Raw genomic sequence first — 26,173 nt, forward strand, 5'->3', positions numbered from 1 at the left:
TCTAGTGGGTAAGCTAATTAGAAAATCTGCTTGTGAATAGATTTTCTAAATAAGTTTATATTTACTTTTATTGATAAATAGAAACTTCCATCTCCCAGCTCCCATCTTCCAACTTTTTCCTTATTTTTGTTCAATAAAAAAGAATGCCCCTTTACAGAGATTTTTCAGATGATAATGCCACAATTTTAGTTTGGAAGTATGATGAAAGTGAAGAACTTGATATCAACGAACTTCTTGAACCGGAAAATGCTGAAAAAGTAAAGGATTACCATCCTAAAAAACTATTAGAAGTATTGATGGTTCGTAAGCTTCTGAAAGGGTTAAAGCCTGACTCTAAAATTCTATACAACGAGAGAGAACCTTTTCTTTCTCCCAAGGATGCAGAAATCTCCATCACCCATTCTTTCCCGTTTGCAGCCATTGCTATTTCTAACAATAAAATAGGAATAGATGTTGAAAAATTCAATCCCAAGATTTTAAGGGTGATTGATAAATTCACCTATGAAAACGAACGAGGTTTTATTCCTGATGATAAAGCTGATACTTTTTACACCATTATCTGGAGTGTAAAGGAGAGTATGTACAAGATTCATCATTCCAAATACTGGTCTTTGAAGAAAAATTATGAAGTGAAACCTTTTGAGTTGAAACATCTTCATAAAATCAGCTGTCGTGTATACGATGAACAGTTTTCAGATGAATTTAAGGCCAGAGTGGAGTTTTTTGATGACTACTGCTTTACGATTGTGGAGGAGTAGTGTGTTTTTCGCTTCTGTATTTCTCAATGACCTTTCGTTGTTCTTTGGCAACATCGTAGATCAGTTCCAGGATATCATGGATGTTTTTCAGTTCCGTTAAATGGGATATTTTATCAGGATCTCTTCGGTCAATAATTTCATTTTCCTCAATTTCGGTCTTTCTCTTCAAAAGCATATCTTCAATAGATGAATCTTCCGGTTCCAGACGGCTTTCCATTCTAAGAGCTTCAGTGATATCATCTCCATTGAGCAGGGTTGAGGTTTGCTGCATTTCTGCTTCAATTTTTCTGCTCCAGCTTTCCGCATCTATTTCAGGATATTGTTCATTGCTTTTAGAGTATTGCGATAAAGAAGCTGTATAGGCTGTAACAAGATGTGAAGTAGCTACAAACTGATGAACGACTTCCAGTTTTTTCTGCTGATTTTTAGGGTCCGATATCATTCGCTGGAAATTATCGGAAAGATTGGCTAAGGAAATAATGGCATTTTTTCGTTTTACTTTATAGTCTTCAATATCGAAGTCTCCTTGTAAAAATTTAGACATTACACTTTGGAAATAGATCAGATTGTCTGCTGCAGACTTTTTCATCAGATCCAGATTTTGTGTATGTTCCCATACAGGTAACACAATATAGGAAACCGCAAATGCTATAATTCCGGCAATGGCTGTATCTACAACTCTGTCTTTAAAAATGATATTTACTTTTCCGGGATTTAAAAAATTAAAACTCAGAAAAATATAGATCGTCATGAAAAGAACTGCCCAAAAATACTTTCCTTTTAAAAAGCTGAAACACATAATCATACTGATCAGTAAAATGGCAAATAAAACACTATTGATGTGTATGAAATGCAGGATGATATAGGCAATTGTGGCTCCGGTCACCGTTCCGTAGAGACGCAGCAGGTTTCGCTGCTTGGTGATGGAGTAGGCTGGTTTTAAAATAGCTGTAATGGTAATTAATATCCAATATGTATGTCCCAATCCCAGAAAGTCAAACATGGAAAAGAGATATCCCAGCAATAATGCTGTTGTAATTCTTATTGCATGACGGAAGTGGGAAGAAGACAGCGAAAAATTATTTCTTAAAACCTTAGAGTTCAGTTTGGGTTCATTAGGCATGAACTTTCTTAAGTCTAATCCTGTAGATAAACTTTTCGCCAGTTTTACATCTTGTGAAAATACTTTGTAAATCTCATTGATCTCCTTGGTAATTTCATTGATGCGCATCAGGATCTGACGCAGAACCATGAAGTTTTCCAGACTATCAGGAGACAGCTGTTTATTTCTGAGTTCGAAATAATTATAGTTGAGATTCTTTAATTCGAGTTCTAGATTAAACATCGGTTTTGCCCGTGTTCCGCTTTGGAGGGCAATTCCGATATTGGTGATCTCCTCTGCCAGCAGATTAAGATAATCGTGAATGTTTACGAGGATCATACTGTCTTCAAAGCTTTGCTGAAGTTTCTGATAATCGCTTTCAGAAGTCATCAGTTTCTCATGAAGGTCCATGGAATTCAGGAACATCAACATCAATAATCGACTGGTAGTCGTAGATTCGTTGACGATGGTTCTTGTTTTAAAAACAGTTTCTCTGGTATCTTCCTGTAGATTTTTTATTTCAATCTGTTTGGCAATAACCTGAGTGGTAAGCTTGTCAAAATCTGGATTCTTCTGATAATAATTGGCTTTGATCTTTAAAAACTCAGCCAATTGGAGATAGTTTTCCCCAATCATCTGGCTTGCCAGTTTGTAAGGGCGGATGGTGGTAACCACCAGGAATATCAGTAAAAACCAAATACAGCCGCTGCCAAATATCAACAAACTTTTAAAAATATTAGCCCCTGTAAGATGGCCGTCAATAAAGATGGCGAGTACTACGAGTGATAATGAACCCACGGCAGCCAGTCGCTGGCCATAGACCCCAATTAAGGAGAAAAACATTCCGAAGACGACAATCTCCAATAATACAAGGACCTTAAAATTCATCACCAGACTGGCTATTAACGCTACAAAAACAAAACAGCAAATGGCAAATGCCAGAGCATTTCTTCTTCTGATAAAAGGTCCGGGCTGATCAGTAAGAGCTACAAAGCTGGTTCCGAGAGGGAAGAGGAAGTATTCTTTTAAAATTCCAAAGTGTGCAAGAACTAGACAAGGGAGAACAGTGGCTAATGTAATTCTGATAGCAGAATACAGATATTGACTGGTCACAAATTTTTTAGCTCCGCCGAATAGTTCATACTACAAAAATAGCTATTGAATTTAAAAAAATCGCCATAAAGGATAGACTTTTGTAAACTTAAATGTTATATTTTTTTAATAGTGTCAATGGCAGGATTATCAATAATGAATTTTAGCTTCATAAAGAATGAATTGTTTAGGGAAATAAATCGATGAGAGCATAGAAAGGCAATTTACTATTTGATCTTTTGAAATTCATATTCGACCATTTTCTCCTGCCAGTCCTTTTTGTATCCTATAAGCTTATTGTTGTTTAACTGTAATCGGAAACCTTCCAAAAAATTGCCTTCAGGAATTTTGGAAGTATAGGAAAGAATGATCTTACCCTCTGAATCTAGTTTCCATTTTGCATGGATACGGGATGTGATATTTTCATTGCAGCTGTTTACGTTTTTTTCTGTGAAAACAACATCGTTGTCCCGAAAATTGAGAACGAGATAAATCATATGGCTGGCACAGAGATTATATTCAGCGGTTTCGGCACATACATTTCCGATAAGGGCTTTGAAGTTTTTGCCTTTTAAAATAGTCTGAGAAAAATAAAGCTGAAAGCTGCCTAAGAGAATCGTGAAACAGATTATATATTTTTTCATATTGTACTATGGTGAATAAAAAAGCCTCATGCAAAATAGATGAGGCTTTGTATAATTGTTGATTTTGATTATCGTTCATTGTTGGATGTTTCTTCACCAATGTTCCAGGTAAGACCGAAACGAAGAGTGTTATCCAATGCTGTATTCACTTTAGACATATTGATCAGATAAGAAAGATCAAGTCCGAATGAACGGTATTTTAATCCGATACCTGCCGTAGCAAATTGTCTTGCTCCCTGCTCTTCACTTTCATGGAAGTACCCCCCCCTTACAGAAAAAGCATTGTCATAAGAATATTCCAAGGCACCACTATACATGATACTGTTTGGGTTTTTGAACGACTTTCCGATACCAGCTATTGGTCCTACATTTGGAATTTCATATTTAGGTCTTCTGTATGCATCTACACCCACATATTCAGATCCCGGAACCAAAAGTTTTGAACCTTCGAAGGAGATTCCGATTCTGTTCAGGTCATCCATATACATATCATACCCAATCCCTAATCTTGCCATCGTTGGAAGATAAGATCTTGATTCTTCATTTCCGGTATAATCCAGTTTTGGACCCAGGTTTTGTATGGCCAAACCTGCATTGAATTTACCGTCATATCCTCCGAAACTTGAAAATCTTTCAGAAGTATAGTATGCTGAAATATCTACAGCAAAAGAGTTTGCTGCTTTAAGTGTATTATCTGTATTGAATCCTCCGGCTAAGTCTGAACGGATAAATCTACCGGTTACAGCCATGGAGTAGGAGTCAGAAAGCTTCAAACCATAAGCTACGTCAATGGAAAATTCGTTAGGCTTTGATACCCCATTTGAAGTAACATCATTACCTACTAACTGAGTAAGGTCTACTTCTCCCATATTGAAGTAATAAATACTCGCAGAGATGGTAGATCTTTCATCCTGTCCAAGGAATTTATGAAATGCTCCGTATAATAAGAATACATCATTGGTAAGTTTTCCCATATAGGGAGTATAGGTAAGACCTACGGAAGAACTTGTTCTGCTGAAAGGATATTTAGCTGCATTCCAAAATTGTGAGAATGCATCAGGAGAGGTTACCACCCCTTGATCTCCCATACCTCCCGCTCTTGCATCTGGTGCAATTCTTAGGAAGGGAGCTCCGGTAAGTACTGGGTTTATTTGTGAATAGCCTAGAAAACCAGCACTTAACCCAAGTCCTAAAAGCAGTTTAGTAGTTAAATTCATATGTTGTCTTTTATATATTATCAGTTTTTTATAAATTTTATTGTCTATGTGTTATTTAAATTATTTCAAAAGTACCATTTTTTCTACAGCTGTGGCACTTCCTTTGCATTTTTCTTGGTTTTGGCTTTTTGCAAATATCTTAAAAATATATGTACCTTTTGCAACAGTAGACCCAAAATCATCTCTTCCGTCCCATTCTATAGCCTGGCGAGGGGTTCTATATCCCTGAAGGAACGGTTCTGCAACTACCGGCTGAGATAAAGTTCTTACCAATCTGCCAGTGATGGTATAAATCTGTACATTCACATCCAGGATATCATCACAATTGTGTTCAAACTGAATATATGTTTTATTGGTGAATGGATTTGGCCAGTTTAACGGACGATTGATCGTCAGGTGCTGGTCAGCTTCATCTTTAACCTCAAAATTTAACGTACTAGTTGTCGAATTATTGTTTATATCCCAAACTTTAAATGTTAATTGATGTTGACCCACTGCAAGATTTCTGAACGGATAGCTTACATTTCCTTTTTGATATTCAGCAAGGCTTGGATTTAAACACCCGTTTCCTTCCCCAGCAGCATAAAAATCATTCAGAATAACCGTATTGATAACCTGACCATCTAAATATACCGTAATATCATGGCCTACCCCTGATCCTGTAGCGTTAATTCCCGTATCATCAGTAAGACAAGCCAGAAGCATCGGATTCTGATTGGTAATTCCACCATCTGCAAAATTGGTGTTATTCATATATAATTTTACTTTTGGCGGCTGGTTATCATTAATTCCATTAGGATTGATATCTCCAACCTGAACAGCCTGGTTATTGAATACGTCAGTTACTTTATTGTCTGCGTAGCCTAATATTCTTCCTTCACCCACAGTATAGTTGATATCTTTAGGAACATAGAATTCTGCAGTGAATACCCCGTTTACTGCCGTTCCGGAAGCTTTTACAATAGGACTTCCTTCCTCTGTATAATTTAATACAGGATAAGACCAGTTATTATTGTTCAGAGTCTTTTTATTCAGTTTTTTATCAAAAATATTAATAGAAACCCTTCCATTGAAAGTTGTATTCACAGTTCCGTTTGGATTGTTGATATGGCCTTTTATTTTAACAAAATCAAGCCCTCTTATCAATCCTGGCACAGGTGTTTCAATATTATCAATAGCCAATAATCTTTGAGGACGGCTCAGTTTCATAGCCGGATCACCCAATAGATTTACTCTAAGGTGATTAGGGTTAGCTCCTGTTTCTTTTTTTGCGTTTAAATGAGCGTAGCCTAATGTATTAAAATCATCGTTTGTTAATTTGAAAATATTTTTGGTGAAAGTATCTGTAAAGCTTCGCCCATAATCAATGGCTATGGCACGGCTGGAAGTAATCATTGTAGCAGGACCTCCCTGTTTAAGTTTCATAAACTGCTCTCCAGCAGAATTGGTAGCCGGCTCATCCCATAAAGTAAATTCACAGGTTATGGTAGACACAAACGGGAATCTGCTGTAAACACTGGAGAAGTTATTTGAATTTTGGATTTCAGTACTTGTTAATACTCTTTCCTGAGCCCATCCATTGATTCCTCCGTGGCCAAAATAGAAAAGATACAAGCTGTTTCCTATGCTGTTAGCGATCGACTGGTTTACCTGCGGATATCTTGGGCCCCCTGCGGTACTTTGCATGGTAAAGGCATCCTGATATGTTTTTTTAACATTGTATTCTTTCAGAGTCTGAACACCTGGCTGTTCAAATATATTGGCCAATGTATTGTTCATCACATTATGGAAAGGTCCACCGCCTTCCTCGTTGTCATCCACCACAAAGTCAAGCCTCATTCTCCATTCTCCAAAAGGGCTGGATTGTCCCGGAAGACCATTATAATATGCTAAGGTTTTATCTATCATATTGGCCGCCTCTGTGTTATTGGCCGCCGGAATTCTTCCCACAGGAAGGTTAGGCAGATTATATGTTATACTGGATGCTGTTTGTGGCTGGGTCATTACAATATAGTCATCTGTAACGAAAGACTGTACATAATCTGAAGAAAACTCACTTTGGTAAGAAGATACGATATTGTTATTATTGGAAATTCTGTTCTTATAATCATAAGAAGCATCACCAAGAATAAATACATATTTAAGTCTTCCTTCCGGAGTATTTAATTTTGTTACAAAATCTCTTACAGCGGTAAGATCTTTGCTTCCGTTTCCAAATTCTTCATAGACCTTATTAACATCTACGATTTCTACCTTATAGTTATTTTTTGTCTGATGATAGTTTGCCAGCCTTTGTGCCTGTCCCATCAACTCAGGTACTGTAAGAATCAGATAATCTATATTGCTGATTGCTGAAAGGTTCTGGTTGGCAATTCTTCCAACAAACTGTGGAGTGAAAGCCGCATCGGCACGGAAAGCAACAAATTCATTATTGAAGTTCTGATCCGAAGCTGTATAGGCGAAATTGAAAGAGCCGGCTCCTGCTTTATTTACTCTTCTGTTGGCATTCGTAATATCTGTAACGTCCCATACCTGCTCCAGACCGGCTGTATTGGAAATACTGAATCCATAATTTGTATTGCTTCCGCTTACAATAGAATAATCTCTGAAATTCATCTGAGAACCATTGAATGCAAGATTCTCTTTGTATTGTACTTCAAGATAGTCAAAGTAGAAAGCTCCGTTAGGGTTTGGAGAGATATCCGGATTGTATTTCAATGTGATCTGATTTCCGGTCTGATTGGTAATCGTTCCGTTATATCTCATGGGGTAGAAAATATACGAATAAGTTGGGTCATCAGTTGGAACCTTCTCCTTAAAAGGATTAATACCATTGATGTTAATATCCATAAAATTCTGTTGAGACCTGTATCCTATTACCTGTGATCTGTATTTGATAACATCTGTAGGCTGCATAGGAGAGTTTGTGGTAAGAGTAATGGTCTTTTCAGTGGTGAAAGGAGCTTCTTCTACCCAGATTCTTCCTACTTTCAATAAATTTGTCTGATCATTGTTGATGACCTGATAGCTGTCATACCGGGTAATCACCTGAGCGGGTAGGTCCCCATCTATTGTACCGACTCTTTTTCCTGCCCCTTTATCAAAATTGATATAATAGTAGGAGGAATCATCATATATATTTTTGAGGTTATTGCTGGTATCTGATCTTGTCTCTCTTCTTTTAAACCCTTTTCCATTATTGGTATCATAAAGGTTGTATCCATTCGGGCCTTGTGCATAGAATAAAGCGTAGTCATTATCGTTCCATACGCCATCATCTTCACCCACCACCTGGATCGCATTTTCCTGTAAAGAGTTATATCGGGCATCCTGATTGAACTCAGGAAGCATAATTCCTCCGTTTCCATAAACTCTCAAATTCTTTGGATTTACAGAAGAAGGATTGATGCCGCTATCTCTTAAAAACTGCGATGTGATTTTAAATATTCCGGATTTATCAACCTTTATTTTGTAAAAGTTTCCACTGGCAAGAGGGTTGTCGGTAGTTCCTATTTTATTGACACCTCCAAAACTGTTAATGGGAGTAGAAGCTTCAGAAACATTAAATGAAGATAATCTGAGAACACCTCCTTTGGTCTTTTTGAATAAACCTACACTGATGCTGGCATATCTTTCCCCATCTAATGTATAATAGGTAACTTCTGCAATATCACGATCCGGAAGTCCTCCTTTGTCCAATTCAAATAATTCCTGGTTAGAAACTCCATCCCAGGCAAGGTCCGAAATTTTTAGCTCCTTTTCTCCGATTTTTTGCTTTGTTACTATAAAAACGTTATTTTGGCTGAAAGTAAAACCTTCATTTTTAAAATTTGGAAGATTTAATTTTGTATCACCAAAATCCTGAATTTTGGAACCATTCCATTCTATGGTGTTTCTTTGGGCGTAAAGTGTTGATGCAAAAGCGATTAAAGATAAAAGCGTGATTTTTCGTTTCATGTTTATTATTGAAATTGCTAAATTACAAAATAAATGAAAATTTTAGAATTAAATTGTAATACAATAAAATTAATTTGTTATCGTTGTTCAAAAAAATCAAATCTTTATTTGATTTATTGAATAATTTATTTTTTCTTTGTACTCTTGAAAATATTTATATCGACTATGAAAAAACTAAAGTTGTTTTCATTAATAGCATTAAGTTCTACACTTGCATTAACCAGCTGTGGCGGATCAGGGACCAGCAAAGGTGGCGGTACCAAAAAATTTGTCAGTAAAACGGGTTGGAAACCAAACGAAAAACAGGGTTGGTTTTTTGCAGGAAAGCAACAGAAGCAGAAGGGTTGGCCGGGAATGGTATATGTAGAAGGTGGAACTTTTACAATGGGATTAGTGAAAGATGATGTTATGCATGATTGGAATAATACACCACGCAGAATGCAGGTGAGTTCATTCTTTATCGGAGAAACAGAAATTACTAACTACGAATACCGCGAATACCTTACATGGTTGAAGTATGTATTCCCTCCAAGTGATCCTAGCTTTAAGGAAATCTATAACGGGGCTTTACCGGATACCTTATTATGGGACAACAAATTATCTAGAAACGATTATAATGAAACTTATCTGCGTTCTCCGGAATTCGATTATTATCCGGTAGTAGGGGTTTCCTGGACACAAGCAAACAGATACTGTGAATGGCTGACAGACAGAGCAAATGAAAAAGCTTTGATGCAGGCAGGTGTTATTGCTAAAGATCTATATATCAACGAATCCAATAACCAGGGAGGTACGGCATTTAACATGGATAAATTCAAAGCGAATGATCCTGAAATGCAAGGGTATATCAACGAAAAAAGAATGCAGCAGAAATCTGGTATGAAAACGACCAACCAGAGATTGCTGGCTGCCAACAGAGCTCCTAATGGTGCAATGGTTCAGAAATTCAGACTTCCTACTGAAGTTGAATGGGAATATGCAGCTTTAGGAATGGCTAAAAACAGAGAGTACAACCAATACCTTGGCAAAAAACCTGAAATCGAAAGATTAAGAGGAGTTAAAGGAAAAGACAGAGGAATGTTCCTTGAAAACTTTAAAATGGGTAAAGGAGATTACTCCGGTATTGCTGGATGGAAAACGATGGATCTGCACAAACTTCAGATGTAAGACAATATCCGTCTAACGACCTTGGTATCTATGGTATGTATGGAAACGTTGCAGAATGGACTGCTGATGTTTACAGACCTATCATTGATGAAGATTATAACGATTTCAACTACTACAGAGGAAATATGCCTCAGGCTATTGTAAGAAACGGTGACGGGACTTACAAAATGATCGACGAAGGGACTATCAAGTATGATACCTTAGCTGATGGTAGATTAGTATATAAAGGACTTCCTGGACAATTCGAGAGAGAAACTATTGCTGATTACAGAAACTATAGAGACGGTGACAGACAATCTTCTTTAGAATACAGAAGTGAGTCTGATTCTGCTTCAGGATTTGATATGTACAATGCTCCTCGTCAGAGATTCGTTGTAGATGGAAGCGGTAGAGTGAAAATGCAGAAAGATTCTAAAGACAGGACTTCAGCGATCTCTAACGAAGTAAGAGTAGTAAAAGGAGGTTCTTGGCAAGATACAGCATATTGGCTGGATCCAGGACAAAGAAGATATAAGAATCAAGGCAGAGCTTATGGTTGGGTTGGTTTCCGTGTTGCACAGGATGCCAGAACTAATGATAAGAGCAGAACTAGAAGATAATATTTATCAAAAAATACTTTTAAAAAACCTTCCGGATTTTCGGAAGGTTTTTTTATTTTTGAACGATGAAACCCCTGCTCGAAAAATGACTGAAATCATGATACAGAGTTAGTGGTTGCTATTTGAAAAAATATATATTTCCATATGAATATAGAACAGTTTTATCCTTTATTTTTACAGGCCGACAAAGTAACGATCGATAGCCGAAAAATAGCCAGAAATGATATCTTTTTTGCCTTTTCCGGTGATAATTTTAATGCAGCAACCTTGGCAGAAAAAGCCATAGATGGAGGAGCTTTGGCGGTTATTGTTGAACAGCCTGAATTCGAAAATAGGGATAAGAATATTTTCTATGTCCCCTCTACACTTGAATTCCTGCAGCAATTGGCTATCTATCATAGAAGCAAGCTTACCATTCCTTTCATCGGACTTACAGGCAGTAATGGGAAAACAACAACAAAGGAGCTGATTCATGCTGTACTATCAGAGAAATTTAATGTTCAGTATACGTATGGAAATCTGAATAATCATATTGGAGTTCCATTGACGATTCTTTCCATCAAACCTGAACATGAAATGGCTGTCATTGAGATGGGGGCCAATCATCAGAAAGAAATAGAATTCCTTTGTACCATTTCACAGCCGGATTTCGGGTATATTACCAATTTTGGAAAAGCTCACCTGGAAGGTTTCGGAGGCTTTGAAGGAGTGATTAAAGGAAAGTCTGAATTGTATGATTACCTTAAAGAAAACAATCAGACCATTATCGTTAACGAAAATGATCCTATCCAGGTAGAAAAAACGGAAAATTATTCACCTAAGATCACTTTTGGAAAGGCGGAATCTGATTACAATTTTGAAGCTTTTTCAGAAGATCATTTTGTAGGATTGATTTATCAGGGAGAAAAAACCGTATCCAAGCTGACAGGAGAGTATAATTTTACGAACCTTTGTGCTGCAGCAAGCCTTGGTCTTCATTTTGGAATCAGCTTTGACAAAATAAAGAATGCCGTAGAGCAGTATACTCCAACGAATATGCGTTCGCAGGTGGTGAAAAAAGAAGAAAGAACTTTAGTATTGGATACTTACAATGCTAATCCAAGTTCGATGACGGCTTCATTACACAACTTTATCACGTTTGAAGGCCGTAAAGCTATTATCATTGGTGATATGTTAGAATTGGGTACTGAGAGCGAAAAAGAACATCAAAACATCTTAGAATTAGCTAAAACACTTGGGTTTGATATTACCATCACTGTTGGAAAGCACTTCAAAGGGGTGAATTCATCAGATCTTGCTTTTGAGAATACTACAGAACTGATTGAATATTTACAGCAGAATAAAATTCAGTCAGAAAATATACTGTTGAAAGGATCAAGAGGGATAGCGCTGGAAAAGGTAATTGATTTTATTTAGCCTTTGAAGCCCAGAACTCTTTTACAATAAGCTTAATATTCTGGAATGTGCTTGGGAAAACTTCATCTTCAATCTGAGTGGTGTTTTTCCAGGCAACTTCAGTAATTCCTTCCTCTATCTGGGGCTTTGAAGTATCTTCTCCATTGAAGTTCATTTCAAACCAATGAGTGCATTTCAGGATTTTATCACCGTTTCTTTCAATATAGATGTGATACGTAGTATTGATAAACTGTACGAGTTCTACATCTCTTAAACCGGTCTCTTCTTCAATTTCTCTTACGGCAGACTCTTCCCTGGATTCTCCTTTTTCCATTTTTCCTTTTGGAAGATCCCATTTACCCAATCTTCTGATGAAAAGCATGTCATCTTCAGGGTTAATAACAAGTCCTCCGGCTGCTTCTATAATTCTGAATAGTTTTTGGAATTCCTGCCAGATTTCATCAATATTCTCGCCATAAACATTAAGCTCGGTCACAGAGGTATTCTCTAAAAGATCCAATGCAATCTCTAAAGTCGTGAAGCTTTCATACCCAAGCTTTTTTTCAAGTTCTTCGGGATGCTTAGATATCAATAATTTTTTTTCGTTCACAAAAACTTTATACATCTCAGATAGTTATAGTTAGTATTGATCCTTAGAGGGTAGTGATGTTAAAAGATGGTAAAACAGGTTGTTTTTACCACGCTTTTTACCATAATTTATACGCAAATATATCAAATTATAGCAAGAAAATAAACCAATCTATGTGCTTTATTTTTCCAAATGCAAACAATTGTGTGGTTTAGTTTACAATAAGATTCTTTCTTTATTCGTTTTATTTAAAGAGAAATTTTTCTTTTCTGATACAGTCTTCTGCTTTTAAAAGTATGCTTCGGATAACGTCTTTGTGGATTTTTTTATAATTTTGTTGTTATCGTAAATATAAAGAAGCTTATCTTTATAAGAATTTAAATACAAAATAAAAAAATGAATTTAGAAGGACGAAAAATTATTGTCAATAAATCATCTAAGGAGTTATCTGAGCTACTGAAAACTCCTGAAAATTACAAAGATTTCATGCCGGATGGTCTTCAGAAATTTGAAACCAGAGATAATGGTTTTAAATTCGGTTTACAGGGAATGCCGGAAATTGCCCTTAAAATTGATGAGGTAGACGATCAGAAAGCAGTACTTAAATCTGCAAGTTCAAGTTTAGATTTTTCTTTAACTGCTACTTTAAATCCGATCAATGAGAACCAGACAGAAGTTCAGATGTTGTTTGAAGGGAAATTTAATCCTTTCATCAAAATGATGGTGGAAAAACCATTACAGAACTTTATCAATACATTGACAGATAAGATCGAAGCCTACAAATAATACATAAAAACCTTCAGAAATGAAGGTTTTTTTATGACTATTATTGATTCTTTTTAAAAAGTCCGGCTTTTAAATTAGAGCCAGCCGAACCTTCTGCCAATTGCAGGTAATTACGTTTACTCTGGTCTTTTTCAATTTTTATACTTCCGGTTGTCTGTACATTTTTCATGTTCAGGAAATCTGTTGAAGTTGCATCACTATCGCTTAATGGGCCACTTCCATATCCGGCGAGCTTGGTGTAATCTGCAAAAATACTATCAGAAGCTTTGTATTTGCGTTGACTGCCTTTTTCTCTGATCCATATTGTATTTGTGCTGGCTATGATGTTATGATGAAAGTCAAACTCATCTCCATTGGTTCCTTGGGTTGTCCAAACGCCGCAGAAATAACCACCATATACCAATGAGTAACGCATCGCACTACGGCTGCCGGCTTTGCCATCGTTTTTCAAAAAACAACAGGAATTTTACAGTTGAAGAAGACACAATGATCAATAACCAGACCATAGCCATTTGCGATAACACCTACATGCAACGGCAATACATCTGCATTTCCGGCAAATAGGCATTGGGTTATGAGCAGATCATCCAGATTTTTTCCGTCCCGCCATATAGGATAAGAACGGCGAAGGTTGGTGCCATCCATATACGAGTAATCAGGACTGCCGGTAAAACGAAGCCCTTCAATAGTCACATGGCTGACCTCTGGTTGTATACCCCTTGCTTCCTGCCCACCTATACCTGACTCAAGTGGAGTAGCTGTTACTACAATAGGCATTTTTTGGGGTGTCCAGTCTGCATCATCAGGCATAACATCTGCTCGAATGACAAGACGGTTTTTAAGAGTGTACTTATCATTGCTAAATACAACAGTTTGAGTTAAAAGATGCACTCCTTCTGAAAGAATAATTGTGGTGGCTTCCTGTTCTTTGTTTGCATTGACGCGTTTTGCAGCCTCCAGAATAGTCTTTAGTGGTTGAGACTTTGTTCCTGTATTCGCATCATTACCATTTTGAGGATTAACGTATAATTGCTCTGCCTGTAAGGACAGGCCCATCACAAACAGCAGAAAACTAAATGTATATTTTATCATATTCCTTTTTTTGTAAAATTAGGAACACTCTTAGATTATAAAAAGGTCATTTTCTCTTTAAAATGATCTCTTATATATTTCTTCTGTATTGTTGAGGCGTAATACCGGTAAATTTTTTAAAGAAGCGGTTGAAATTAGATGGGTCTGAAAACCCTAGTTCGTAGGAAATCTCCTTAGCCGATTTATTTTGATAAAGCAGTTTCTTTATTTCCGAGATTAACTTGTAATGAATCATTTGCTGGGCAGATAATCCACTAAACTGTCTGCAGATTTTATTAAGGAATCCCGGACTGATATTCAATATTTTTGAATAGGTTTCAACACTTCGGTCATCCCCTAATTTCTTTTCCAATAAAGATCTAAATCTGTAAAAATCAGAATGAATAGAGGTGTCTCTCTGAACATGATAAACACTTGCGTAATATCGATTGAGAATAACCAATAATTGATAGAGAAGTGATCTGATCAAATGATTGCTGTCATTCTGAAGCTGTCCGAATTCCTGTTCTATTCCATATAAAAGATCCAGACATTTTCCAAATGAAGCCTCAGATATTTGCATTTGGGTAGGGCTTGAATATTGATGAAAGTATTGAAAACGGTACAGGAACAATTCATCTGAGAAAAAAAGATGAAGAAAATCTTTTTCAAAGAGTAATGTATAGCCCTTAACTTTTTTTTCTATTTCCCAACGGCGTACTTGTCCGGGACTTGTAAAAATAATAGTATGTGGAGCTACCGGCATTTTATTTTCGTCCAATGTAAAGCTGCCCGTTCCTTCTTCAATAAAAATGATTTCGTAAAAACTAAGCTGGTGTAGTGTATCGTCTAATACATAATGATTCAGCTTTTCGATACGTCCAATATCCAATAACAGCTCCAGCCCATACTTACATGGGAGAAAATGATAGGTTTTTATTTTGGTGGCTGATGGCATTTTTTCTCGTTCTAGAAATGAGTTAAAAATACAAATTTTCAGTTGACCTTAATAAGGACAAAGATATCCAATTTGAAGAGTCATCAACGATTAAGTTAAGCAATAGTTCCAGAACAATGATCAGCTAGACTCCCTGTTGCGGAAGACAACACGTTGATCTCATTATTCATTTTCAAGACCCCCATAAAAGCAAAGATTAAAGCTTCCTTATATTCGATGATTTGCTTTTCCGGGATAACAACATCGGATTCTGTTTTTGCTTTTATTTTTTCTATTAAAAAAGTGTTATAAGCCCCTCCGCCGGTGATCAGTATATTCTTTATCTGATATTTATTGATGATCTGGGCAATTTGCTGGGCAATATGTTCCGTAAAGGTTGCTAATGCTTCCAAAGGTGCTTTATCTTTAAGCTTTGGAAATATAAATTGATGACACCATTCTACCCCCAATGACTTGGGGTGAGCCTGTTGATAAAAGTCTAAAGAATTAAGTTGGTTCAGTAATATTTCATTCACTTCTCCTTTTCTTGCCAGATCGCCATTTTCATCATAGTTTTCATTCATCTGTTGAGCCAGATAGTTCAATACAATATTGACAGGAGCAATATCAAAAGCAATCCTTTTACCTTCTGATGTTAGAGAAATATTTGAAAATCCACCCAGATTAAGACAGGCATTGTATTTAGAAAAAGAAGCTCATCACCTATGGGAACCAATGGAGCTCCATTTCCTTCCATCAGAACATCCTGGCTTCTGAAATCATAAAGTACCGGTATTCCTGTTTCCATCTTAATGGCTCTTCCATCTCCAATCTGAAGGGTGAATTTTCTATGAGGCTGATGAAAAACTGTATGGCCGTGAGAGGCAATCAGGTCTATATTTTCAAGTTGATGTCTTTGAATAAATTCTTTAGTTCTTTGCCCCAGATAGAATCCATAATGGGAGTGCAGTTCCAATAGGTCTGCTGCAGAAAGGTGAATAGAATTTCTGAGTTTATTTTCCCAGTCACTGGAATAGGGCAGGGTTTCTGCTTTCAGAATCTGAAATTGCCATGTGTCCTTTTTTTCAAATTCAGCAAAACAGATATCCAATCCGTCTAAACTTGTTCCGGACATGAGTCCAATGGCACGCATTTTCATGGTAACAGAAGCTATTTTTTATTTTCAGAAAGCCTTTTAGAATTAAAGTCTCCTGAATTGTTATAGAAAGTATACTCCGAAAAGTCATCTTTGGCCGTCATTCCATTGGCACCTACCAATGTTGAACCGTCTTCCATCGTTACATATACTGTATCTTTGGTATAGATCCTTTTTTTTATCTGATCCCAATAGACACTTTGCATAGCAAATTTTTGCCCTTCATTGGTCGTAATTCTTACATTACCTTTCGCCTCGTAAAATTTCTTGTAATCATAAAACTTGGCATATCGGGCTTTAATTGTTCCTGGTGTCTTTGGTTTTTTCTTATCGAAAAACTGAATATCAATTCCCTTTCTGGCTACCGTATAAGAACTGTCGATCAGTTCATATTTTTCAATAATAGGAGCTTTGGCTTTCAGGATTACAAATCCGGAATCACGTTGGACGATATTCGCGTTATTAATGATCTGTGAAGGAAAGTTTTTGCTGTTATTTCCATTTTTTTTGGTAAGATCCTCTTCACAGGATGTGAATATAAAAAATATAGCACAACTAAAAAGGTATGCTATATTTTTATATACTATTTTTCTTGAAAAATTCATTCTAGTTATAAAGAGACTTTCTGAACCATTTATCAGCAAAATTGAAGCCGACTTTCAGGTTGATAAAGTTCTGGTTGATAAGATTGTTCTTAAGAGTACCTCTCTTACCTAGCTCAACACCAATCTCCAAACCACTCATTCTTGTTATACTGCTGTTTTTGAATGGAAGCATTACCCCGGCAGAAATACCGAATTTATTAATGCTGTTACCTTCCAGTTTAAGGTTTCCTCTTTCATAGAAGGCTCCGTATCTGTAGATTACCCTTGAGAAGTAGCTTCTGAAGTTGTTGTAGTTAGGTAAATACCATCCCCCGGCAGAAATTCTGTAAGTATCCTGTAAGCTGAAAGACTGTCCAAAGTAAGCAATATCTTCTCCTTTTTTGTAATCAATCTGTCCTGAAAGGAACCAATGGTTCTCACTTCCATATCCAACCCCTACGGATGCCTGTAATGGAAGAAGATTTTTAGACTTGGTTTCTTTATAATCTATCTGATTGATATCTGTTTTTGTACCTGCTGCATCAGCATATCTGTAAGTACTGTTGGTATACTCAGTCGTCATATTACCAATATTCCCGAAAGTTGCCGTAGCTCCGATCGTTAATTTCTTATCAGTACGGCTATTCAGCTTCTGATAACTTGTACCTAAAGTAAAGTTAAAATTTCTGATTCTATTTTTCGTTTCATATCCCGCAAGGTATTCTGAACCTGCAGCACTATATTCAGTAAGATCAGACAGGTCCCCGAAATATAAATTAGCTCTGGCTCCTACAGAGAATTCCTGATTGATCTTGTAAGATAAAGCCACAGCAGCTGTATTTAAAGTACCACTCCCTCTAAATTGGTTTTGGTCAATAATAGTACCATCACTTGTTTTATTCTGACTAAGAATGTCATAGCTTTTAGAGCTATAGGGCTGGTACGTAATTCCCATTTTAACCTTTGAGGAAATAGGAAACGCGAGTGAAATATTAGAAAGATACGTAGAATGCTTTGTAGATTTCATATCGTTAAAATTCGATTTGAAATAGTTGTTTTCGTTGGTAGCTTCCAGTTTTATACTTGTAAGTTCGAAATTAGCGTTGTTTGCTGGGTTAGCAAAGTTGAAATTACTGGTAAAATCACTTATAAAAGCGGTTGAGATACCTCCCATGGAAGCCGTTTCGATCGTATTATCATATTTTACATCCCCAATTCCATATTTTGCATACGGAGAGTTACTAAGACTCTGTGCATTCAGAAAATATCCAACTGATATGAATGATACTACAAAGATTTTTTTCATTCTTTATTTTTAAAACAATGCGCAAATATCTTAAATATTAATGAATTGTAAAAATTATATGTGGTTAAAGTTTGTTAAGGGCTGTATAATGGGGAATTTTTAATCTTTAAAGATTATTGCTGTCAATTGTTAATCACGAGTTTACTTTATTTATTAATTTATATAAATTATTGAGATAATTCACAATTTGCATTCATGTAAATGATGAATAGTGAATCCACTTTGTTCGTTAATTTGTTTATTTATATATCACTATTGGCTTTGCGAAGTAAAAATTCACCATCCATAAATTTAACGCTGAATTCTTCTTCAGTTTTTTTATCTTTGAAACATGAATTGGGAGAACATCGCCGGACAGGAAAATCTGAAAAAACTTCTTAGAGAAAGCATTGCCGAAAGTAGAGTAAGCCATGCCCAGCTTTTCGTAGGAAAAGAAGGTTATGGTACTTTACCAATGGTATTGGCCTATGCAAAGGAGATTTTAAATCAGGAAAATGAGCATGCAGCCTCAAAGGTAGAACATCTTAATCACCTGGATCTGCATTTCAGTTTTCCCGTATTTACAGACAACAAAAACTCTTTAAGCAAAAATAAATTTGAAGAATTCCGGGAAATGATTCTGGCTTCTCCTTATGCAAGTTATGATGACTGGACTGCTTTTTTAGAATCGGAAAATAAGCAGCTTTTTATTTCAGCAGACGAAATTGATGACCAGAACCAGAAATTTTCATTAAAAAGTTTTGAAGGCGGCACCAAAATATTAATTGTATGGAGAGCTGACAAAATGAATATAGCTGCTTCCAACAAGTTTCTAAAGTTTTTAGAAGAACCACCAGCCAAAACGGTTATCCTTCTTACCGCAGAAAGTACCAACGATATTCTTCCTACTATACTTTCCCGTACTCAGGTGGTAGAAATTCCCAGGATTCATGATGAGGATATTGAAGAGTATTTGAAGAAAAACTTCTCTGTTACCGAAGAAAAAGTAAGAGAAATTGTTCATGAAGCACAAGGAAATCTTAATGAAGCAATAAAATTGCTGAATTTCGGGGATAAGAGTAATGAGTTTGAAAAACTTTTTGTGCAATGGGTTCGTGATGCGTTTATGGTAAAGAAGAAGCCTGAGTATCTGAGAAGTATTATTTTATGGGCAAGAGAAATTGCAGGCTGGAACAGAGAGAAGCAGAAGAATTTTTTAAACTACTGTTCTGAAATCTTCAGATTGGCACTTCTTCAGAATTATCAATCAGAAAATCTGGTGTATAAAAAGATTGACGCTAATGGTTTCAACTGGGCTGGCTTTTCAAAGTTCATCAGTGGCGCCAATATCGAAAATATCCTTGAAGAGATCAATACGGCAGATCTGCATCTGACCCGAAACGGAAATCCTAAAATAGTATGGACGGATCTTGGAATAAAATTATCAAGATATATTCATAAAAGTACATAATATAAAACTCCGGAAAATTTTCCGGAGTTTTTTTAGTCGTATTGTAATTTAAGCTGTCTTTTTATCTTTTGCAGCCTTTTTGTCTTTTGAAGTGTTCTCTGCAGTTTTTGCTTTTGCATCACATCCTTTGTGATGAGTATCTGAACATGCTTTTTTATCTTTTACAGAACATTCTTTTTGTCTTTTCCCGCACAACAGCCTCCTTGCTTAGGCTTTTCCTGGGCATAACCGGAGGTGAATAAAACAATGGAAAGAATTGAGATGATTTTTTTCATGATTTTAAAATTTTTAAGGGTCTAAATGTAGTATTTTTTTGCTTACTCTATACATTTTTTAATGATGCTTGGAATTCCTGGAGCTCTTTTTCCATAAAATCCGGGTCATTGAGTTGTTTCCGCATAGACTTAATATTGCCTATAGTGCTTTCAAGAGCTGTTCTGAACCATGGAAATTCCTGGCTTAAAGAGGTAAGTTTTGCCAATGCTCTTAAAGAATTGTCTGTTTGGGCTAGTTGTACGGCATGTTCATATCTGAAAACCGGACAATAGTAGTATTCTTCGGCCACATGATCCCATGTGTCATTATCAGCTTCAGTATTGATCAGATAAAGCATTGCAAAAATAGAAGAGTCTGTATAGCCTTCTGAGAATTTGAAACAATCAAAAACAGATTCCGTATCATTGAGCTGCATTTTTTTATCCATTACCTCGTGAAATACCTGATGTGAAAGCTCTTTTTCAGAATGATTTCCTATGATATGAAGAACAGTTGCATATTCTACTTTTACAGCATCATCTTCAGGATGATTGTGATAGGCTGTCTCAATATATTCCTTTGCTGTAGGATTATTCAGTAATACACGGTACAATTTTGACAGCGAAACAAGCTCTTCTTTGGTAAACTCTCTTTTATCAGACATATTTTCTTCAAAATACTGAAGCGCCTTTTTAGAATATCTATCTTTTACAAATCGTTCTATCACTTGCCAGTCTTCAAGCTTTTCAAATTGAGATTGATCCCAGAAACTATAAAATAAAGACATGCGGTCCCATTTTGATTGAATATTTTTCCATTCTTTGAAAAGGGCTCCATAAGCTTCATGTGCAAGGTAAGTATTACCTCTGTCATCTTCAAGCGGTAGATTGACATCAAGAGTAGGGTTAGAATGATATCTTTTGAAGGCTTCAATGATTTCAAGGTCGAAGCGGCTTCCATCTTCATTGAATGTTACAGTCGTTTCTTCTGATACAGCAAGGATATCTTCCATGGATGTGGTATTCGGCTCTTCCGTTAACGGAGTAATGGTTTCCTCTATTGGAGCTGGTATCTCTTCATTGATTGGAGCAACTGGTACTTCCTGTTGAATATCATTTCTAAAAGTGACTTCATCTGTCTGTTTTTTTTCTCTCTCTTAAATATCTTAAATAGGAAATCGAATAAGCCCATAGAATTTGTTTTTTGTAAATATAAATTAAATCTATATTAAAAAATCAATCAATCGTTTGATTTGTTTAAAAACTTGTGTAAATTTGCCCCCTGAAAAATGGATACTAACATGATTTCAAAAGAAGAAAATATATTATTCGCCGCAGAAAAGCTCTTTGCAGAGAAGGGATTCGAAGGAACTTCAACCCGGGAAATTGCAAAAGCGGCTAATGTAAATATCTCTATGATCTCGTATTATTTTGGTTCTAAGGAAAAACTTTATGAGAAATTGGTAGAGTATAGAATGAAGGAAGGACAGTTTTTTTCAAATGAAATTCTGGAACGAACTGATATTAATGAGTGGGAGAAAATTGTAAAAATAATAGATCAGTTTTCTAACAGAATCAAAAATCAAAAATGCTTTTACAGGATTATGCAGAGAGAACAATTACATGCAGAAAATCCTCAGATCTTAGAGTTTTTAAAAGAAACGAAAATAGGATTTATTTCTATGTATTCTCAGCTGCTGGAGCGAGGTTTAAAAAAGGGAATTTTTACAAAGAATCCTCCTATTTACCTTCTCCATTCTACAGTAAGCGGAACCTTATTCTATGCCCTCAATGCAAAGCCCATGTATAAGGAATTCCTGAATAATACAGAAGACGAGAGTGTTTTTGATGAAAAATACTATACAGAACTTAACAAACATATAAAACATTTACTAAAAGACCTTTTAGGTTATGAAGAGAATAAATAACTCAGTGATTGCATTATCACTATTCGTAGGAATAGCAAATGCAAATGCTCAGGAGAAAAAGACCCTTTCTCTTGACGAAGCTGTGCAGCTGGGAATCCAGAACAGCAAGAATCTCAAGATCGATGCAGCCAAGATCGAGGAGGCTACCGCTGATCTTTTGGAAGCGAAAAACAGACAGCTTCCGGAACTGAAGATTTCAGGAAGCTATATGTATCTTCCGATGAAACCGACTGTAGATATGAAACTTGGAGGTGCTGCAGGTGGAGCAGGCGGCCCGGAAATTCACCAGGTATTATACGGTTCTGCTAATCTTAGTGTTCCGATTTATAGTGGTGGACGAATTAAATATGGGATTCAGTCTGCAAAATATCTGGTTGAAGCGTCAAAGTTAAGTACGGAAAATGACAAGACTGCTATTGCTTATAATGTAGCGCAGGCTTATAATAATTTATTTAAGGCCAATCAGTCTATCAAAGTTTTTGAAGAAAACCTTGCTGCTTCCCAAAAGAGAGATGAGACGTTCCTTAAAATGGAAAACAACGGATTGATCGCCAGAAATGATAGGTTAAAAGCCAATCTTCAGACCTCTAATATTGAACTTCAGCTGCTTGAAGCTAAAAACAATTACAATATTGCCAACATCAATATGGATCTGTTATTAGGACTTCCTGATAATACAGAGCTTGAGGTGGATCAGAACTATATTGAAGAAGGTTCAGAGGTGAAACCGGTTGATTTTTATATAAACGAAGCCAGAGAAAACCGTAAGGATCTTCAGGCTTTGGTTCAGCAGAGAAAAGCAGCAGAGCTGGGAACAAAGGCCGCTAAGGCAGAAAACCTTCCTTCGATAGCATTCACTGGAGGTTATGTAGCCGCAGATATTCCTAAGTTCCTTACCGTTTATAATGCATTGAATGTTGGAATCGGGATTTCTTACAACTTATCCAATATCTGGAAAGAAAATTCATCACTAAGACAATCACAGGCAAGAGAGAAGCAGTTAGCGGCTACTGACGAATTGCTGAATGATAACATTAAGCTTGATGTGAACAGAGAATATCAGAATACAGACTTTTCTAAAAAAGAATTTCTGTTTTCGAAAAATCTGCTGAACAGGCTAATGAAAACTACAGAATTACTAAAAATAAATATGACAACGGCCTTGCAACCATGACAGAATTATTGGATGCAGACGCTGCTCAGATTTCAGCTAACGTTGGTGTAATCAATGCAAAAGCAGACGCCGCTTTAGCCTACAGAAAACTATTGCAAACAACAGGAACTTTAACAATTAAATAATCAGATCGAAACCAAAATGGAAAATAATAATACACAGGCAGCTGAACCTAAAAAAAAAAAAAGTTTAGTTTTTCCTATCATTTTAGCAGCCGTAGTAATCGGTGGAGGAATCTACGGTTACAGAGCATACAGCTACGGACAGTATCATGAAGAGACTGACGATGCTCAGATTGCTTCCAATATGGCACCGGTAATTTCTAAAATCTCAGGATATGTAGCTGAGGTAAAAGTAAAAGATAACCAATTTGTAAAGAAAGGGGACACTCTTGTGATTTTGGACAACAGAGACCAGAAAATGGCTCTTGAACAATCACAAGCTGCTTTAACAACAGCAAAAAGTAATATTTCTACTGCAGAAGCTACTACAACAGCTACTTCTAAAAATATCAACAGTTCTGAAGCAGCTGTAGCAACAGCCAATGCACAGATTGAAGCAGCCAAAGTAAATGTTTGGAAAACTTCTCAGGATTTAAAAGATACGCCAATCTTGTAAAGGATCACTCCATTACAGAACAGCAATATGAGCAGGCTTTAGCGGCAAAACAATCTGCCGATAAGCAACTTCAGGTACTGGTAGAGCAAAGAAACCAAATTGCTCAGCAGACTACTATCGCTTCATCACAGACTGCAGCCAGTTCACAGCAGATCAGTGTAGCGAACTCAGTAGCAAAACAGAGAGAAGTAGATGTTGAAAATGCTAGATTAAACTTATCGTACACTGTAATTCTTGCTCCGGAGGACGGATATGTGGGAAAAGTATCTACTCAGGCAGGCCAGTATCTTCAGGCGGGATCTCAGCTATTTGCTTTGGTTAAAAATGACCAGAAATGGGTAGTGGCGAATTTTAAAGAAACGCAGGTAGATAAAATGGTAGAAGGTCAGAAAGTGAAAATTGAAATTGATGCTTTCCCTGATAAGGAATTTGATGGAGTTGTAAGTTCATTCTCTCCGGCTACTGGTGCTACGTTCTCTATTCTTCCTCCGGATAATGCGAGTGGAAACTTCGTAAAAGTAGTTCAGAGACTTCCTGTAAAAATTGATTTTGTAAATCTTGATAAGAATATTGCAAAAAGATTAAGAACAGGAATGAATGTGAAGGCTGAGGTTTCATTGAAATAACACTTAAAATTGTTAAATGTCAATAGTTTTCAAGGGTAAATATTGAATTCGATTTGCGGTCAATTTAAAACAGACTGTTTTGCGATTCATTATTCACTTGCGAAGTGAAATTCACCATTGACTTTTTACATCATAAAAAACTTATGCAAGATTCATTAGTAGAATATGGAGCCCGAAGAGTGATTATTACAATCACAGCCATTCTTTGTGCCCTTCTTGAAATTGTAGACTCCACGATTGTAAATGTTGCCTTGAATGAAATGAAGGGGAATCTTGGAGCTACGCTTTCAGAAGTGGGCTGGGTGATTACGGCCTATGCGATCGGGAACGTAATTATCGTACCGATGACCAGTTGGCTTTCTCAGCAGTTTGGGCGTAGAAATTACTTCGCAGCATCCATCATTATATTCACCATATTTTCATTCTTATGTGGAAATGCAACCAATATCTGGGAGCTGGTATTCTTCAGATTGATGCAGGGAATTGGTGGAGGAGCCTTATTGGTAACTTCACAGACGATCATTACGGAGTCTTATCCGATTGAAAAAGAAGTATGGCACAGGCCATCTATGGGTTAGGAGTAATTATTGGTCCTACTTTAGGTCCGCCATTGGGAGGATATATTGTTGACAATTACAGCTGGCCGTATATTTTTTATATCAATATTCCCATCGGAATTGCTGCAACACTGATGACGCTTCAGTTTGTAAGAAGTCCAAAATATGCTGAAAAACGTAAAGTATCAGATGTTGACTGGCTGGGGATCGCTTTATTAGCCGTTACAGTAGGTTCATTGCAGTTTATTCTGGAAAGAGGCCATGAAGAAGATTGGTTTGCCAGCGGGATGATTGTAGCCTTTACTGTTGCTGCTGTTTTAGGATTTATATTATTCCTTTGGAGGGAACTTACCTTTAAGTACCCGATTGTGGAGCTCAGGGTACTTAAAAATAGTAATTTAAGAATCGGAACAATGATGTCATTTGTGCTTGGATTTGGACTTTATGGATCCACATTCATTGTTCCATTATATACTCAGAGTATTTTGGGTTGGACCGCACTACAGTCAGGAGCATTGATGATTCCGGCTGCATTGACAACCGCATTTATGATGCCTATCATTGGTAGGTTACTGGCAAAAGGAGCAAAACAACAGATCCTGGTTTCATTAGGACTCTTTATCTTCTTTGTCTATAGTTTCTGGGGCTATAAAATTCTGACTCCAGACACCAGTAAAGATGCCTTCTTCTGGATGCTGATTGTAAGAGGAGCAGGATTAGGATTATTGTTTATTCCAATTACATCTTTGTCATTAAGTACTCTGAAAGGCCAGGAAATTGGCCAGGGGGCTGCCTTTACAGGGATGATGAGACAGTTGGGAGGATCTTTTGGAATTGCGGCCATTACAACATTTATTGCCAATGCAGGCCAGAGCTACAGGAATAATCTGATTTCCCATTTAGATGTAAACAGTTTTGATGTCCAGCAAAGACTGGCAGCATTGAAGGCCAGTTTCATTGCAAAAGGGATGACTCCTGACGCCGCCATGAATGCTGCTTATAAAATGCTTGACTTATCAGTAACCAAACAGGCAACTGTTTTATCCTATATGGATGTATTTCTTTACCTCGGGGTAATATTTTTAATATGTATTCCGTTTATCTTATTGATAAAAGAAAGAAAGAGTAAAGAAAAAATAGATTTGAGTGAAGCCATGCACTAAATTTTAATTAAAACCTTCGGATTTCCGGAGGTTTTTTTGTTGA

The 26,173-nt window shown here is 36.6% G+C and carries 20 protein-coding genes and 3 pseudogenes; 11 read left to right on the forward strand and 12 right to left on the reverse strand.

Translation table 11 applies throughout. The annotated features are described in order from the left end of the window. The first annotated feature begins 143 nt into the window (after positions 1 to 143). Complete coding sequence (locus H5J24_RS04945) at positions 144 to 758, forward strand: 4'-phosphopantetheinyl transferase family protein (RefSeq protein WP_068944139.1); 615 nt, start codon at positions 144 to 146, stop codon at positions 756 to 758. Here H5J24_RS04945 and H5J24_RS04950 read toward each other — a convergent pair. The 4 genes from H5J24_RS04950 to porU form a co-directional block, all read right to left on the reverse strand. Next, positions 739 to 2,973 carry an FUSC family protein gene (locus tag H5J24_RS04950; RefSeq protein WP_232816077.1) on the reverse strand — a complete coding sequence of 745 codons (2,235 nt, stop codon included), beginning with the start codon at positions 2,971 to 2,973 and terminating at the stop codon, positions 739 to 741. The genes H5J24_RS04945 and H5J24_RS04950 overlap by 20 nt on opposite strands. Before the next feature lie 206 nt (positions 2,974 to 3,179). Continuing rightward, the gene (locus H5J24_RS04955; RefSeq protein WP_068944137.1) at positions 3,180 to 3,596 is read right to left on the reverse strand and encodes a hypothetical protein; all 417 of its coding nucleotides are present in this window, start codon (positions 3,594 to 3,596) and stop codon (positions 3,180 to 3,182) included. Positions 3,597 to 3,664: 68 nt separating this feature from the next. Next, positions 3,665 to 4,813 carry a type IX secretion system outer membrane channel protein PorV gene (gene porV, locus H5J24_RS04960; protein WP_068944136.1) on the reverse strand — a complete coding sequence of 383 codons (1,149 nt, stop codon included), beginning with the start codon at positions 4,811 to 4,813 and terminating at the stop codon, positions 3,665 to 3,667. Between the two features lie 60 nt (positions 4,814 to 4,873). Continuing rightward, positions 4,874 to 8,770 (reverse strand): type IX secretion system sortase PorU, encoded by a 3,897-nt coding sequence (gene porU / locus H5J24_RS04965; RefSeq protein ID WP_068944135.1) that lies wholly within the window; start codon positions 8,768 to 8,770, stop codon positions 4,874 to 4,876. Between the two features lie 165 nt (positions 8,771 to 8,935). On the opposite strand from porU, the pseudogene gldJ reads away from it, so the two are divergent. Further along, positions 8,936 to 10,536 (forward strand): annotated as a pseudogene (gene gldJ / locus H5J24_RS04970) (gliding motility lipoprotein GldJ). A 144-nt stretch (positions 10,537 to 10,680) separates the two neighbouring features. After that, positions 10,681 to 11,952: a UDP-N-acetylmuramoyl-tripeptide--D-alanyl-D-alanine ligase gene (locus H5J24_RS04975; protein WP_068944133.1), complete on the forward strand. Its 1,272-nt coding sequence runs from the start codon at positions 10,681 to 10,683 to the stop codon at positions 11,950 to 11,952. Here the strand turns inward: H5J24_RS04975 and H5J24_RS04980 are convergent. Continuing rightward, positions 11,945 to 12,556 (reverse strand): NUDIX hydrolase, encoded by a 612-nt coding sequence (locus H5J24_RS04980; protein ID WP_068944132.1) that lies wholly within the window; start codon positions 12,554 to 12,556, stop codon positions 11,945 to 11,947. The genes H5J24_RS04975 and H5J24_RS04980 overlap by 8 nt on opposite strands. Before the next feature lie 360 nt (positions 12,557 to 12,916). Here H5J24_RS04980 and H5J24_RS04985 point away from each other — a divergent pair, with 360 nt between their 5' ends. Further along, on the forward strand, positions 12,917 to 13,306 hold the full coding sequence (locus H5J24_RS04985; RefSeq protein ID WP_045499550.1) for a hypothetical protein: 390 nt from the start codon (positions 12,917 to 12,919) through the stop codon (positions 13,304 to 13,306). Between the two features lie 40 nt (positions 13,307 to 13,346). Here H5J24_RS04985 and H5J24_RS04990 read toward each other — a convergent pair whose 3' ends face one another. From H5J24_RS04990 to bamG, 6 genes and pseudogenes are all read right to left on the reverse strand, one after another. Continuing rightward, complete coding sequence (locus H5J24_RS04990; protein ID WP_232816078.1) at positions 13,347 to 13,757, reverse strand: hypothetical protein; 411 nt, start codon at positions 13,755 to 13,757, stop codon at positions 13,347 to 13,349. Beyond that, a complete protein-coding gene (locus H5J24_RS04995) occupies positions 13,754 to 14,398 on the reverse strand; it encodes a DUF1565 domain-containing protein (RefSeq protein WP_232816079.1) in 645 nt (214 codons plus the stop codon). Before H5J24_RS04995 ends, H5J24_RS04990 begins: the two co-directional genes overlap by 4 nt. A 70-nt stretch (positions 14,399 to 14,468) precedes the next feature. Further along, the gene (locus H5J24_RS05000; RefSeq protein ID WP_068944130.1) at positions 14,469 to 15,335 is read right to left on the reverse strand and encodes an AraC family transcriptional regulator; all 867 of its coding nucleotides are present in this window, start codon (positions 15,333 to 15,335) and stop codon (positions 14,469 to 14,471) included. A gap of 95 nt (positions 15,336 to 15,430) precedes the next feature. Beyond that, a pseudogene (locus H5J24_RS05005) lies at positions 15,431 to 16,473 on the reverse strand (anhydro-N-acetylmuramic acid kinase). Between the two features lie 11 nt (positions 16,474 to 16,484). Further along, the gene (lptC, locus tag H5J24_RS05010) at positions 16,485 to 17,075 is read right to left on the reverse strand and encodes an LPS export ABC transporter periplasmic protein LptC (protein ID WP_068944128.1); all 591 of its coding nucleotides are present in this window, start codon (positions 17,073 to 17,075) and stop codon (positions 16,485 to 16,487) included. A 1-nt stretch (position 17,076) separates the two neighbouring features. Further along, positions 17,077 to 18,360 carry a BamG family beta-barrel-assembly machinery protein gene (gene bamG, locus H5J24_RS05015; protein ID WP_068944127.1) on the reverse strand — a complete coding sequence of 428 codons (1,284 nt, stop codon included), beginning with the start codon at positions 18,358 to 18,360 and terminating at the stop codon, positions 17,077 to 17,079. Positions 18,361 to 18,691: 331 nt separating this feature from the next. Between bamG and H5J24_RS05020 the strand changes: the two genes are divergently transcribed. Then, on the forward strand, positions 18,692 to 19,810 hold the full coding sequence (locus H5J24_RS05020; RefSeq protein WP_068944126.1) for a DNA polymerase III subunit: 1,119 nt from the start codon (positions 18,692 to 18,694) through the stop codon (positions 19,808 to 19,810). Between the two features lie 322 nt (positions 19,811 to 20,132). On the opposite strand, the gene H5J24_RS05025 is transcribed toward H5J24_RS05020, so the two are convergent. Beyond that, positions 20,133 to 21,077: a hypothetical protein gene (locus tag H5J24_RS05025; RefSeq protein ID WP_232816080.1), complete on the reverse strand. Its 945-nt coding sequence runs from the start codon at positions 21,075 to 21,077 to the stop codon at positions 20,133 to 20,135. Between the two features lie 276 nt (positions 21,078 to 21,353). Between H5J24_RS05025 and H5J24_RS05030 the strand changes: the two genes are divergently transcribed. From H5J24_RS05030 to H5J24_RS05045, 6 genes and pseudogenes are all read left to right on the forward strand, one after another. Then, on the forward strand, positions 21,354 to 21,992 hold the full coding sequence (locus H5J24_RS05030) for a TetR/AcrR family transcriptional regulator (protein ID WP_068944123.1): 639 nt from the start codon (positions 21,354 to 21,356) through the stop codon (positions 21,990 to 21,992). After that, positions 21,976 to 23,166 (forward strand): TolC family protein, encoded by a 1,191-nt coding sequence (locus tag H5J24_RS05035; RefSeq protein WP_488153955.1) that lies wholly within the window; start codon positions 21,976 to 21,978, stop codon positions 23,164 to 23,166. Before H5J24_RS05030 ends, H5J24_RS05035 begins: the two co-directional genes overlap by 17 nt. After that, positions 23,127 to 23,291: a hypothetical protein gene (locus H5J24_RS26350; protein WP_488153957.1), complete on the forward strand. Its 165-nt coding sequence runs from the start codon at positions 23,127 to 23,129 to the stop codon at positions 23,289 to 23,291. Before H5J24_RS05035 ends, H5J24_RS26350 begins: the two co-directional genes overlap by 40 nt. A gap of 16 nt (positions 23,292 to 23,307) precedes the next feature. Next, positions 23,308 to 23,784 carry an HlyD family secretion protein gene (locus H5J24_RS25855; RefSeq protein ID WP_346729956.1) on the forward strand — a complete coding sequence of 159 codons (477 nt, stop codon included), beginning with the start codon at positions 23,308 to 23,310 and terminating at the stop codon, positions 23,782 to 23,784. Then, the gene (locus H5J24_RS25860; RefSeq protein WP_346729957.1) at positions 23,742 to 24,410 is read left to right on the forward strand and encodes an HlyD family secretion protein; all 669 of its coding nucleotides are present in this window, start codon (positions 23,742 to 23,744) and stop codon (positions 24,408 to 24,410) included. The genes H5J24_RS25855 and H5J24_RS25860 overlap by 43 nt, the downstream gene beginning before the upstream one ends. Before the next feature lie 143 nt (positions 24,411 to 24,553). Beyond that, positions 24,554 to 26,130 (forward strand): annotated as a pseudogene (locus H5J24_RS05045) (DHA2 family efflux MFS transporter permease subunit). Positions 26,131 to 26,173: the final 43 nt, after the last annotated feature.

The sequence above is a fragment of the Chryseobacterium capnotolerans genome, from assembly GCF_021278965.1.
GTDB lineage: Bacteria > Bacteroidota > Bacteroidia > Flavobacteriales > Weeksellaceae > Chryseobacterium > Chryseobacterium capnotolerans.